This window comes from Hathewaya histolytica (genome assembly GCF_901482605.1).
Lineage (GTDB): Bacteria > Bacillota > Clostridia > Clostridiales > Clostridiaceae > Hathewaya > Hathewaya histolytica.
This window is the reverse complement of the sequence record NZ_LR590481.1, coordinates 2,134,241-2,147,400: the sequence shown is the minus strand read 5'-3', so window position 1 is coordinate 2,147,400 and position 13,160 is coordinate 2,134,241. Positions and strand designations below refer to the sequence as shown.

The 13,160-nt window shown below is 28.7% G+C and carries 9 protein-coding genes and 1 pseudogene; 8 read left to right on the top strand and 2 right to left on the bottom strand.

Annotated features, from left to right (window positions below; translation table 11 throughout):
* Positions 1–30: 30 nt before the first annotated feature.
* The 3 genes and pseudogenes from FGL08_RS10325 to FGL08_RS13595 all read left to right on the top strand — a co-directional run bounded on the left by FGL08_RS10325 (position 31) and on the right by FGL08_RS13595 (position 3,520).
* Positions 31–465, top strand: coding sequence for an acetyl-CoA carboxylase biotin carboxyl carrier protein (locus tag FGL08_RS10325; RefSeq protein WP_171012048.1), 435 nt, complete (start codon positions 31–33; stop codon positions 463–465).
* A pseudogene (locus FGL08_RS13600) lies at positions 458–1,792 on the top strand (acetyl-CoA carboxylase biotin carboxylase subunit); the annotation flags it as partial. The gene FGL08_RS10325 and the pseudogene FGL08_RS13600, both read left to right, overlap by 8 nt.
* Positions 1,769–3,520 (top strand): acetyl-CoA carboxylase carboxyltransferase subunit alpha, encoded by a 1,752-nt coding sequence (locus FGL08_RS13595; RefSeq protein WP_415803834.1) that lies wholly within the window; start codon positions 1,769–1,771, stop codon positions 3,518–3,520. The pseudogene FGL08_RS13600 and the gene FGL08_RS13595, both read left to right, overlap by 24 nt.
* A gap of 191 nt (positions 3,521–3,711) precedes the next feature.
* Here the strand turns inward: FGL08_RS13595 and FGL08_RS10315 are convergent, their stop codons facing one another.
* On the bottom strand, positions 3,712–5,718 hold the full coding sequence (locus tag FGL08_RS10315) for a methyl-accepting chemotaxis protein (RefSeq protein WP_138210712.1): 2,007 nt from the start codon (positions 5,716–5,718) through the stop codon (positions 3,712–3,714).
* 1,149 nt (positions 5,719–6,867) lie between these two features.
* On the opposite strand from FGL08_RS10315, the gene FGL08_RS10310 reads away from it, so the two are divergent.
* Positions 6,868–7,317 (top strand): MarR family winged helix-turn-helix transcriptional regulator, encoded by a 450-nt coding sequence (locus FGL08_RS10310; protein WP_138210711.1) that lies wholly within the window; start codon positions 6,868–6,870, stop codon positions 7,315–7,317.
* Positions 7,318–7,328: 11 nt separating this feature from the next.
* On the top strand, positions 7,329–8,690 hold the full coding sequence (locus FGL08_RS10305; protein WP_138210710.1) for an MATE family efflux transporter: 1,362 nt from the start codon (positions 7,329–7,331) through the stop codon (positions 8,688–8,690).
* A gap of 113 nt (positions 8,691–8,803) precedes the next feature.
* Here FGL08_RS10305 and FGL08_RS10300 read toward each other — a convergent pair whose 3' ends face one another.
* On the bottom strand, positions 8,804–9,481 hold the full coding sequence (locus tag FGL08_RS10300) for a helix-turn-helix transcriptional regulator (RefSeq protein WP_138210709.1): 678 nt from the start codon (positions 9,479–9,481) through the stop codon (positions 8,804–8,806).
* A gap of 492 nt (positions 9,482–9,973) precedes the next feature.
* Between FGL08_RS10300 and FGL08_RS10295 the strand changes: the two genes are divergently transcribed.
* From FGL08_RS10295 to FGL08_RS10285, 3 genes are read left to right on the top strand one after another with little or no spacing between them, the layout of a single operon-like run.
* On the top strand, positions 9,974–11,113 hold the full coding sequence (locus FGL08_RS10295; RefSeq protein ID WP_138210708.1) for a trans-sulfuration enzyme family protein: 1,140 nt from the start codon (positions 9,974–9,976) through the stop codon (positions 11,111–11,113).
* Positions 11,114–11,125: 12 nt separating this feature from the next.
* A complete protein-coding gene (locus FGL08_RS10290) occupies positions 11,126–11,857 on the top strand; it encodes a gamma-glutamyl-gamma-aminobutyrate hydrolase family protein (RefSeq protein WP_138210707.1) in 732 nt (243 codons plus the stop codon).
* A gap of 16 nt (positions 11,858–11,873) precedes the next feature.
* Positions 11,874–13,160, top strand: coding sequence for an APC family permease (locus FGL08_RS10285; RefSeq protein WP_171012047.1), 1,287 nt, complete (start codon positions 11,874–11,876; stop codon positions 13,158–13,160).

Below are 13,160 nucleotides of genomic sequence, written 5' to 3'. Positions count from 1 at the left end.
TTTAAAAACGTATAAATGGTAGGTGAGATTATGGATATAAAAAACTTAGAAGAAATTGCAAAAATATTAAAAAAATACGACTTAGATAAAATTTGTTTAGAAACGGATGGTTTTAAATTAGATATTAGTAATTCAAATCAATCTTGTAAGTCTCAATCAGATGATAATGATAAATATAGTAGTCCAGTTAAAGTTGTTGAGGATGAGGATATTTATGTTCTTAAATCACCTTTAGTAGGAGTTTTTCATATCTCTAAAAATATTTATACTAAAAGCAGTTATTCAGTTGGCGATAATGTTAAAGAAGGACAACCTCTATGTACAATTGAAGCTATGAAAATGTTTAATGAGGTTTTATGTAAAAATAATGGCATTTTAATTGAAATATTAGTTTGTGACGGAGACTTTGTTGAGTATGATCAAGAACTTTTTAAAATAAAAAGGCAAGGGAAAGAAAATGTTTAAGAGAATATTGATTGCAAATAGGGGAGAAATTGCCGTAAGAATTATTAGAAGTTGTCGTGAACTTGGTATAGAAGTTGTTGGGATTTATTCCACTGAAGATAAACATAGTATGCATGTTAAGTTATCGGATATAGCAGTTTGTATAGGTCCACCACAGGCAACTGAAAGTTATTTAAATATGAATAAAATAATTTCAGTAGCTAAATTTTATAAGGTTGATGCAATTCATCCTGGATATGGTTTTTTAGCTGAAAGTTCAGAATTTGCAAAGCTATGTTTAGAATTTGGTATTAAATTTATAGGACCTTCATCAGAGGTAATTAGTTTAATGGGAAATAAGGCCTTAGCAAAAAGAAAAATTAATAGTTTAGGAATTCCGATTATTCCAGGGTCAGATGGTATAGTAACAGATGTTAATGAGGGAAAAAACATTTCTAACCACATAGGATATCCAATACTTATAAAAGCTGCTAATGGCGGCGGTGGAAGAGGTATTAGGGTTGTATATACTGAAGAAGACTTTGAAAAAATGTTTGAAGTTTGTAGGGAAGAATCTTATAAGGCATTTAATTGTGGTGAACTTTATATTGAAAAATATATTTTAGCACCAAGGCATATAGAAGTTCAGGTATTAGCAGATGAACATGGTAATGTAGCAGTTTTAGGAGAACGTGACTGTAGCATTCAAATAAGGAATCGAAAGCTTATGGAGGAGTCACCGGCTAGTATATTGGATCATAATGTTAGACAGAAATTATATGATGCATCTAAAAAGATTGTTTCTAAGAGTAATTATGTTAATGCAGGGACTATTGAATTTTTAATAGATGAAAATAAAAATGTGTATTTTATGGAGATGAATACAAGATTACAAGTGGAACATCCAGTTACAGAAATGGTAACAGATGTAGATTTAGTAAAAGAACAAATAAACATAGCTGAAGGGAAAAAAATTAAATTTAATAAAGAAAATAGTATTAGAAGCGGTCATTCTATTGAGTGCCGAATAAATGCAGAAGAATATAAAAATGGTCTTTGTCCTAGTACTGGAGTAATTACAAATTTAAATATTCCAGGAGGAAATGGAGTAAGGGTTGATTCAGCACTATACATAGGATTAAAAATAACTCCAATATATGATTCCAATATTGCTAAGTTGGTTGTCTATGGAAGAGATAGAGAGGAATGCATAAGAAAGCTTAGAAGGGCATTAAATGAATTTGTTATAGAGGGAGTTCAAACAAATATTAAATTTTTACTTGCAATACTAAATAATCAGTTGTTTGTAAGTAATAAGCAAAATATTTGTACGATAAATGAGTTAATAAGAAAAAGATATTTTGAAAATCTATGTTTAAGAGATAGAGATGAAGCTAAAGAATATATAGCGGCTACACTACAAGAAACTAAAATAAAAGAATCTTCTTATACAGTTTGTCCATCATGTAAAAAAGAATTGAAAGATACTGATATAACTAATATTAATGTATGTAATAATTGTAATTATCATTTTAAAATGAATTGCATTGATAGATTAAAATTAATTTTTGATAAAAGAAGTACAGAGTTATTTGATGAAAATATTTATAGTGAAAATCCAATAGAATTCCCAGGTTATGATGATAAATTAGAGCATTTAATAAACACATTAAATATAAAAGAAGCAGTCATAACTGGAAAAGGAGAGATATTTGGAAGTGAAATCTATTTTGGAATAATGGACTATAGATTTATTATGGGGAGTATGGGGTCCGTAGTAGGGGAGAAGCTTACAAGAATGGTAGAGAGGGCAACAGAAGAAAGTAAGCCCATTATTATTTTTACAGCCTCAGGTGGGGCAAGGATGCAGGAAGGTATGATATCACTATATCAAATGGCAAAAGTAGTTGCAGCAATTGAAAAGCATAGCCAAAAAGGATTATTATACATTAGCGTACTAACAGACCCTACTACAGGAGGTGTTATTGCTAGTTTTGCATCTATTGCAGATATTATTATTGGAGAGCCTAATGCAACTATAGGATTTGCAGGTAAAAGGATAATAAAAAATACTACAAATGAAGAATTTCCTAAGAATTTTCAAACCTCGGAGTTCTATTTTGAAAATGGTCATATAGATATGATTTGTGAAAGAAAAAAAATGAAAAAAACTATATCTGATATTATATCTTTTTATACTATAAATATAGATAGTAAGCTAAAATTAGCACAGTATAAAAATATTAGTACTACCTTTTCACATAAAAACCCAAAAGAAATTAGTCCATGGCATAGGGTTAAGTTAGCAAGAAATTCTAATAGACCTAATTTTCAAGATTATATTAATTATATATTTAATGATTTCATAGAATTACATGGTGATAGAATTTGTAGTGATGACCCAGCAATTGTAACAGGGGTTGGATATATTAAAGGTATTCCTGTTACTGTTATACTAAGTGCGAAGGAAAAAAGCTTAGATAAAAATATTACCAGAAATTTTGGTATGGCCAAACCAGAGGGTTATAGAAAGGTTATGAGAATAATTAAACAAGCAGAAAAATTCGGACGACCAGTAATAAGTTTTATTGATACCCCAGGTGCACATTGTTGTGTGGAAGCAGAAAGAAGAGGGCAAGGTGAAGCTATTGCAAATTGTATAAGAAGCTTTACAAAATTAACTACTCCGAGTATTGCTATTATTACAGGGGAAGGTGGTAGTGGTGGAGCTCTAGCTACTGGAGTTGCAGACTGGATTTTTATTATGGAAAATGGAATTTATTCAGTAATTTCACCTGAAGGTTGTGCTTCAATACTTTTTAAGAACAAAGCAAAGGCTAAGGAAGCAAGTGAATATCTAAGGTTAACCTCAGATGAACTTTTAAAATTAAATATTGTAGATGAGGTAATATCAGAACCCAATGGTGGAGAAAATATAGATAGTGAATATTTAACAAATAACATAAAGACTAGGTTGTTTAATAAATTAATAGAATTATTAAATCTCGATACCAATATACTTTTGCATAATAGATATAATAAATTTAGAAAATGTGGAGTATTTAAAGAAATATAGTCATTAAAAGATAATTAATATAATGCATGATTTTGTAAATATCTTATTGTATATATAAGAAATAGTTATCTAGGTGCCTTTACTTAAAAATAGTTAATGCCATCTAAAACAATTCTATCAATAATAAAAAAAGTTGAAGCAGTATATCAATTATCATTATACTTCTTCAACTTTTGTTTTAAATTATTAGTTTACTCAGTTTTAAATTTATTCATTTCATTTAACATATCCTGTGTCATTTCATTTAAGCTTTGAGCTGTGTTAGCCACTTCTTCTGATGATGCACTCATTTCCTCAGAAGATGCAGATATTTCTTCTGCAGAAGCAGATATTTCCTGTGATATAGATGCTATAGTTTCTGATTTAGTTAAAATTTCATCCTTATTTTTTTCTATAATATTAGCTGAACTGTTTATATTCTTTATTTTAGGTATCATACCTGTAACGGAATTTGATATTTCAATAAATGAATTCATAGCCACATCTGCAATAGATTTTTGACCATTTAATTTTTCATTTACGTCCTTTGAACTTTTAACCATATCATTAGCATCTTCTAAAACTCCATTTACTATGGAATATATATCCTCCGAAGATTTTCTACTCATTTCAGCAAGTTTTCTTATTTCCTCTGCTACTACTGCAAATCCTTTTCCTGATTCTCCAGCACGGGCGGCTTCTATAGCAGCATTTAAAGCTAAAAGGTTAGTTTTTTCGGATATATCATTTATAAAATTAGTTATCTCATTTATCTTTTGTACATTAGATTCCATAGTAGATATTTTCGCTTCAAAGTTTTCAAATACTTCGGTTAAGTTTTCCATAGAAGTTACAAGCGTATTCATATCTTTATTGCTAATATTGGCCTTTTCATCTATATCTTTAGATATTTCATCTATCTCTTCTATGTTATTTACTGTTGAATTTATTTTATCACTAAAATCATTAAGCATAGATACTATTTCTGTTAAGGCTTCTGCTTGGCTAGAAGCTCCACTAGCTACTTCTTGTATTGCTGTTGATATATTTTCTGTAGTAGCTGTGAATTCTTCTGATATAGCTGCTAAATTATTTGCTCTACTGTCTATATCAAAGGAATTTCCTTTTAAACTATTTATCATACTGCCTATAGAAAGAACCGTTTTAGATAGAGCCTTTGCCATATGACCTATCTCATCCTCTTTTTTCTCTATTTTTGAATCTATATTAGCAGTTAAATCCCCTGTTGCAACGATATTTAAACTATCTTTCATAGATATTAAATTATTAGATATTTGTGTAGAAATAAGCCAAATACAAACTAAGGCTGCACCTACTCCTAAGATAGATATTATAATTATATTTCTTGTAATTTGAGATACCTCTTTTAAAACTTCATTTTTAGGTGCATATATACCTAAAGACCATCCTGTACTTTTTATTGGGCTATAACTTATATATTTTTCAGATCCGTTAAATTTATATTGTCCAATACCTTCTTTTCCTTCAATCATAGACTGTTCTATAGCAGCGATTGCTTTTAATTCACTATTGCCTTTAGAATCCTTTATACTATTTTCTCTTTTAATAACAGCTTCTTTATTTTTATGAGCTATTATGGTTCCTGTAGAATCTAGCACATACGCTCCTCCAGATTCTCCAACCTTAATATTATTTGAAATATTACTTAAGGCATTTCCTTCTCTTATACACACAAGAACTCCTAAAATATTATTATCATTTTTAATTGGAACTGCGTATGCTACTAATAAAGTTTTGTTATCTAGCTTATTTATAAAAGGCTCTGATACATTACTTTTACCACCTATAGCTTTTTGAAAATAAGGTCTATCTTTTATATTTACCTTATCACCAGTAGTTTGTATTAGATTACCATTGTTATCTGCAATGCCCATATTAACATGTTCATGCAACTTAACTTCTTCATCTAATATAATCTTCTTTCTATCCCATCCTAATTTTGAATCTTTTATTGTTGGCATATTTGCTATAGTTTCTAATGAATCAATAGTACCGTTAATACGTGCCTCCGTACTTTGAACTGCTTGTCTACTTACTTCTAACATAAGATCCGATGCTTTTTTCTCTATCATTTTTTTTGACATAATATATGTTGTAAATGATATTGCAATACAAATTACTAAAAAAAGTGATAGAAAATATGTAACCATCTTTGCCCTCATGGTTTTAAATTTCATTTGTCTTTCCTCCTCGTAAAATAATACTTATTAACATTATCGTTAATTATAAGAAAACATTTTGCATTATTTTAAAAAAATTGTCGATTTATTAATTTAAAGTCTAAATGAAATGTAGAATATGGTATTATGTGGAGTATAATATAAAACAATGGAAAAAAGGATTGCAATAAAACCTATTAAATAATTATTGCAATTAATTTTAAATTTGAAATACAAGGAGGGTATAAAAGTTAGGAAATAGTATATGCTTTTATTATATTCATTTTTAGTGTATTATTAATTTAATAATACACGGAGGGGATGCAGATGAAGGGGAAAAGTAAGTACATAGCAGTATTATTATGTGTTTTAGGACTTATTTTTGGTGTAAATTATTTGTATCAAGGTGATTATATAAAAGCTATTTCATAACAGTGGGTTGTGGATGATTTTATATGGAGGTTTTACGAAATTATAAGAGCTCTCGAAAATAAATGATATAGATAGAAGTATAATGCAAAATAATAAAAGGAGGTTTGAAAAACCTCCTTTTATTATTTTAATATTTAATATGGCACCTAAGCATTACTTTTTAAATGTAAAAATTCTTTTAATTCATCAATAATTGATTCACCACTAAAAGTTTTTATAGCTTTAGAATAAAAATCTATTGTTTTATTTAAATTTAAATTTGCATGTATTATAGAGAATATGCTATCAATAATAATTAATAGAGTTATTAAATAAAAAAATTAAATAGAAGTTTATGTTTTTTATAAAGCTCTGAATAGAACATACTTGCTTTATTTGAAATTGATTTTAGATATTCAAATAACAATATGCACCTAAAAGTGAAAACAGTGAATACTAAAGATAGTTTGGGGAGAAAATTGTGGAGTATTTATCGGCGACAACCCCATTCCTATATAGACTAAAACACGTTAATTAATGATTTATTTATAAAACATAATAATCTTCTTATTTTCAATAAAATATTTTATCCCAATTATTTAATATACTAACAGGTATATATTAATATTAATCTCTTAATAAAACAATTATAAATAAAAGGTGAATTAACACTTATTTTAGTTGATTTTTGAACTAAAGATATATATACTAATAAATATAGTTTAAAAATAAACTAAATTGAAAGAGGGTTTATAAATGTCTTTTTACAAAGAAGAATCTAGTATTTTTTATATTTATTTTCAAATAATAAAAAAGTATAAAAAATACATGGAAAAGTTACTAGCAGATTTTGAATTAGCACCATCAGAAATAGATGTATTAACTTTTTTAGTGAATAATTCAGATAAAAATATTACAGCAAGTGATATTAGCATGTGTAGAGGAATTTCTAAGGGGTTAGTATCCCGTGCTGTTCATTCATTAGTAATTAAGAAGATAATTGAATTAAAGGAGAATCCTGAAGATGGTAGATCCGTGTATCTTAGAATTGTAGATGAAGAGGATAATTTAATTAAAGAAGTAAAAAAAATAAATGAAAAATTTAAAACACAATTAGTTAAAGGTATAGATAGTAAGGATTTTCAAATATTTTTAGAGATTAATAATAAAATGTTAAACAATATAAAATCTATAGAAATAGAGTAGGGGGTTAAGAAATGGAGGAGAGAAATCCTTTAGGAACAGAGAATGTAAAGAGTTTATTATTTTCCTTAGCCATACCAGCTATAATAGGGCAGTTAGTTAGCTTACTTTATAATATGGTTGATAGAATGTATATAGGTCATATTCCAGAAGTAGGAGGAAATGCCTTAACAGGTCTAGGGGTTACGGCACCGCTTTTAATTATTATATCAGCATTTTCTGTATTGGTAGGCATGGGAGGAGCGCCAAGGGCTTCTATTAAAATGGGGGAGAAGAATAATAAATCAGCAGAAGAGATTATGGGAAATTGTTTTATAACTTTAATTGTAATATCAGTTATATTAACGATTTTCTTTTTAATATTTAATGAGAAATTATTAGTCCTCTTTGGAGCAAGTGAAAAGACATTACCTTATGCATTAGAATATATGAAAATATATACCTTAGGAACAATTTTTGTTCAGTTGGCAATAGGAATGAATCCTTTTATAAGCTCTCAAGGATTTGCAAAAATAAGTATGATCACTGTATCAATTGGAGCTGTTGTAAATATAATATTAGATCCGATTTTTATATATGGATTTAAAATGGACGTAAAAGGTGCGGCACTTGCAACAGTTATATCTCAAGCTATATCAGCCATTTGGGTAATTCACTTTTTAAAAGGTGAGAAGACTAATTTAAAATTAAGAAAAGAAAATTTTAAGATAGATAAAAGAATAATGGGACCAGTATTGTTATTAGGACTGTCTCCTTTTGTAATGCAAGTAACAGAAAGTTTTATTATTATAGCATTTAATGCTAACTTACAAAAGTATGGCGGAGATGTGGCAGTAGGTGCAATGACAATATTATCTGCTGCTATGCAATTTACATTCTTACCACTATCAGGATTAACTCAGGGTGCACAACCTATAATGAGCTATAATTATGGTGCTAAGAATAAAGGAAGAATGACAGAGACCTTTAAATATTTATGTATCTCAACAGTGACTTATAGTATATTGTTTTGGTTATTTATTATGGTATTACCAGGATTATTCTCCAAACTATTTACAAGTGATAAAGCTATAATAGGCATGGCCACACAGGGACTTAGAATATATATGGGAGGGGCTTTTGCATTAGGAGTACAAATAGCTTGTCAACAGACATTTATTGCTTTAGGAAATGCTAAAACTTCCTTGTTTTTAGCATTACTTAGGAAGGTATTTTTATTAATACCACTTGTTTTAATATTGCCTAAGTTCATGTCAAATAAAGTTTTTGCAGTATTTTTAGCAGAGCCAATATCAGATATAATAGCAGCAACGGTAACAGGAATATTATTTTATAGAGAATTTAGTTCAACTTTAAGTAAAATAAATTTCAATTAAAAAGCTTCAAATTCTTATTTATAAATAAGAATTTGAAGCTTTTTTGCAAATTAATCATAGAACACGTAATATGATTAATTTGATTTTAATTTTCTTATAAAAAACATATACAATTACATACTCTTTATTTTTTGAAGATATCTATAAATAGTTGGTTCGGAGATTTTTAATTGTTTAGCTAGCTCAGTTACAGCACCTTTCAATAAAAATACACCATCACTATTTAGGTTAGCTATGATTTCTAATCTGTCGTGTTGTTTTAATTCATTTATATTCTTATTTTTCATAAGAAGTACGTCATTTATTGCATTTTCAACTATTTCTTCTATTGATGAAGTAAAGCGTTCAGTATCCTCTAGAATAAGGTTATTTTTTTCAGGTTGAAGAATGTTAAAATTGTCTTCTAAAAGAGAAGTTACTTCTTTTAATTTATGGAATATAGTTTCATCTGTATTAATGCATAAAAGACCTATAAGAGTGTCTTTACTATCTCTAATAAAGAATGTAGAGGATTTTAGTTCACAATTAAATTTACTATAACCATTATAATTAAGCATATATTTTTTGTTTTTATTATTTTTTTCATTTCTTATCATTTTTAAAGCGAAATTAGTTATGGGGGCACCTACTGTTCTTCCCGATACATGACCATTAGATATGGCGATTATTGAATTATCTAAATTACATAAGTCATGTAAAACTACTTCACTATTTTTCCCTAAGACATTTCCTAAGAATTCAACTAAAGGGATATATCTTTTTAATATAGGATTTATATTATCTAAGTCCATGTTATTCACCTCAACACCATTAAACTTTATATTTTAAATAAAATTATATAAAATTCCTGACAATATTTATTATAAAAAGTTTAGTGATTTAAAAATCATATTAAATAAATATTCGCTTTAATTCCTAAGATATACTATGTGGCGGGAAAAATCAATATAGTAAATAAAATCTTTTGGAAAAGCCTTAACTTTTAATTTACTATTTAAGTTTAGTATATTAAAAATATTTGGCATTTGAAGATTATAAAAAATTATTAAAATAATTAAATGTGATAAAATTTTCTCACTACATATATAACAGTTTATATAAATATTAGACTTTAAAATAAATATAAAAGATAAAATTGTAATAAAAGGGGAAAAGTTGTTGTAATTTAAGAATGAAACTTTAAATTATTCAGAAATTTTATATTATTTTTTATTGACACACAAATTTTTTGCAATTATAATAAAAACATAATAATAAATTATTATTAAAAGGAGATTGTGCTAATGAAATACGGAACTAAGTTATTACACGGATATACAGTTGTAGATGAAGTAACAGGGGCTGCATCTGTACCTAAATATCAAACTTCAACTTTTCATCAGATAGACATGGATAGAGGACAAGAATTTACATATACTAGATTTGGAAATCCAACACGTACAGCAGTAGAAGAAGCTATTTGTTGTTTAGATGACAGTAAATATGGCTTTGCTTTTTCTTCAGGAATGGCAGCAATTAGTAATGTACTTCTTTTATTTTCAAAAGGAGATCATATCGTAGCTTGTCAAGATGTGTATGGAGGTGCCTTCCAACTTTTCACAGAAGTTTTACCGAGATTTGGGGTTGATGTTACATTTGTTGATGAAACCTCAGTTGATTGTTGGGAGGGTGCAATTACTGAAAGAACAAAGGCATTTTATATAGAGACTCCTTCTAATCCTACTTTAAAAATTACTGATATAAGAAAAGTTACAGAATTAGCAAAATCAAAAGGTATATTAACAATTATGGATAACACTTTTATGTCACCTATGTATCAAAAACCTTTTTCTTTAGGTGTTGATATTTCTATAAATAGTGCTACAAAATTTTTAAATGGTCATAGTGATGTTGTTGCAGGTTTAGTATCTACTAATAATGAAGAGATTGCTACAAGATTAAAATGCCTTCAAATCACAATGGGTGGTATTTTAGGCGTAGAAGATTGCTGGTTATTATTAAGAGGATTAAAAACTATGCATTTAAGAATGGAAAAATCAGTAGAAAATGCTATAAAGATAGCTGAATTCTTAGAAAAACATCCTAAAGTTAAAAAAGTTTTCTATCCAGGTCTTAAGTCACATGAAGGTCATGAAATTCATATGAAACAAGCGGAAAATGGTGGGGTTATAATATCATTTGATTTAGAAACTTATGAAAATGTTGTTAAGTTTTTAGAAAATGTAAAAGTTCCTATTGTAGCGGTTAGTTTAGGTGGAGTAGAATCTATTTTATCTTATCCAGCGAAAATGTCACATGCATGTGTCTCTAGAGAAGAAAGAATAAAACAAGGAATTTCAGATGGTTTACTTAGACTTTCTGTAGGTGTTGAGGATGTTGAAGATTTAATTGAGGACTTAAATAATTCTTTAAATAAATTATAGGAGGTACTAAAGATGGATAAACCCGTTATTGGAATATCAGGTAGTTTAATAATTGATAATGGAGGTATGTTCCCAGGATATAAGCGTTCTTATGTAAACGATGATTACGTACAAGCTGTTATTAATGCAGGAGGGATTCCATTTATAATTCCTTTTTCTAAAGATAAGTCATTAGTAGAAATCACAGTTGAGCATATTGATGGATTAATTTTATCAGGTGGGCATGATGTTTTTCCATTGAATTATAATGAGGAACCGGATCAAAAGTTAGGGGAAGTATTTCCAGAACGTGATGAATTTGATTTTGCATTAGTGGCTGCAGCTAAGAAAAAACAAATTCCTGTTTTCGGGATTTGTAGAGGTTTTCAAATTATTAATGTAGCACATGGAGGAACACTTTATCAAGATCTATCTTCTAGAGAAAAAAAATGCATTAAACATTCCCAAGGACATTCTCCAAGTTTAGGTACTCATTCTGTGAAAGTAGAAAAAGATAGTATGCTTGCCTCTATTTTGGGAACAGATATAAGAACAAATAGTTTCCATCACCAAATTATAAAAGATGTGGCTCCTTCTCTTAAAGCTGTAGCTTATGCTTCAGACGGAGTAGTAGAAGCTATTGAAAGTAGTGCTGGAGAGCCTATATTTGGAACTCAATGGCATCCAGAAATGATGGCAGCAACAGAAAGCTCCATGTTAGATTTGTTTAAACATATTATCAACTTAGCAAAAAATAATAAATAATAAGGAATGGTGAATTGTGAAAGATAAATTGAAACTTCCAAGTATTATTCTATTAGGTTTAAACGCAATTATAGGTTCAGGTATATTCTTACTTCCAAATAAAGCAATGGCACTTATAGGACCAGCTAGTATTGGAGTTATATTATTTGATATGTTACTTGTTATCAGTATTGCTCTTTGTTTTGCAGAAGCTGCAGGTATGTTTAGCAAAAATGGTGGACCTTATATTTATGCTAAAGAGGCATTTGGTGATTTTGTAGGTTTTGAAGTTGGTTTTATGAAATGGGCTATTAGTATTATAGCGTGGGCAGCCATGGCAGTTGCATTTGCAACTGCACTTGGAAAGGTATGGGCTCCAGCAGAAAAACCATTTACCCACAATTTAATTGTAGTAGGTATTCTTGTAGGATTAGGAATTGTAAATATTTTAGGAGTTAATCTTTCTAAAATCCTTGGAAATATTATTACTGTTTCTAAATTAGTTCCTTTAATAATTGTTATCGCCGTAGGAATATTCTTTATTAACGGAAATAATTTCACTCCAATATTCTCAGGACCTAACGGAAGTTATGTATCAGGTTCTTTCGGAGCAACAGCATTATTAATGTTTTATGCATTTACCGGTTTTGAATCAATAGCAGTAGCTGCAAAAGACATGGAAGAACCACAAAAAAATCTACCAAAAGCAATAATTATAGTTATGTTTATAGTATCTATATTCTATATATTGCTACAAGTAATTTCTATTGGAGTTTTAGGAAAACAACTATCTACTGAACTTACTCCAATTCAAGCAGTTGCAAGAACTATTATGGGACCATTTGGAAGTGCTTTAGTAGCTGCAGGAACTTTAATTTCAATTGGTGGAATTAACGTAGCTGCTGCATTTATAACTCCTCGTAGTGGAGTTGCCTTAGCTGAAGATGGTTTAGTACCTAAGGTAGTTGCTAAACAAAGTAAAAAAGGAACACCATATGTTGCAATTATTATTACTGTTTTATTAGCTATTCCAATAGCTCTATCAGGAAGTTTCACTACTTTAGCAGCTATTAGTGTAGTTTCAAGATTTGTTCAATATGTTCCAACATGTTTAGCTATAATTGTCTTAAGAAAAAATAAGAACTTAACTAGTTCTTTTAGAGTACCATTTGGTCCAGTAATTCCTATTATAGCAGTTTTAGTAAGCTTTTGGCTTTTAATACAATCATCTATGCAACAAATAGTTTGGGGATTAGGTGGATTATTAATAGGCGTTCCATTTTATTTCATAATGCAATATTCAAATAAAAAAAAGGCAGAATAA

Coding starts and splice junctions, on each gene's coding strand:
- FGL08_RS10325 (WP_171012048.1), top strand. CDS start 31: ATGGATATAAAAAACTTAGAAGAAATTGCAAAAATATTAAAAAAATAC.
- FGL08_RS10315 (WP_138210712.1), bottom strand. CDS start 5,718: ATGAAATTTAAAACCATGAGGGCAAAGATGGTTACATATTTTCTATCA.
- FGL08_RS10310 (WP_138210711.1), top strand. CDS start 6,868: ATGTCTTTTTACAAAGAAGAATCTAGTATTTTTTATATTTATTTTCAA.
- FGL08_RS10305 (WP_138210710.1), top strand. CDS start 7,329: ATGGAGGAGAGAAATCCTTTAGGAACAGAGAATGTAAAGAGTTTATTA.
- FGL08_RS10300 (WP_138210709.1), bottom strand. CDS start 9,481: ATGGACTTAGATAATATAAATCCTATATTAAAAAGATATATCCCTTTA.
- FGL08_RS10295 (WP_138210708.1), top strand. CDS start 9,974: ATGAAATACGGAACTAAGTTATTACACGGATATACAGTTGTAGATGAA.
- FGL08_RS10290 (WP_138210707.1), top strand. CDS start 11,126: ATGGATAAACCCGTTATTGGAATATCAGGTAGTTTAATAATTGATAAT.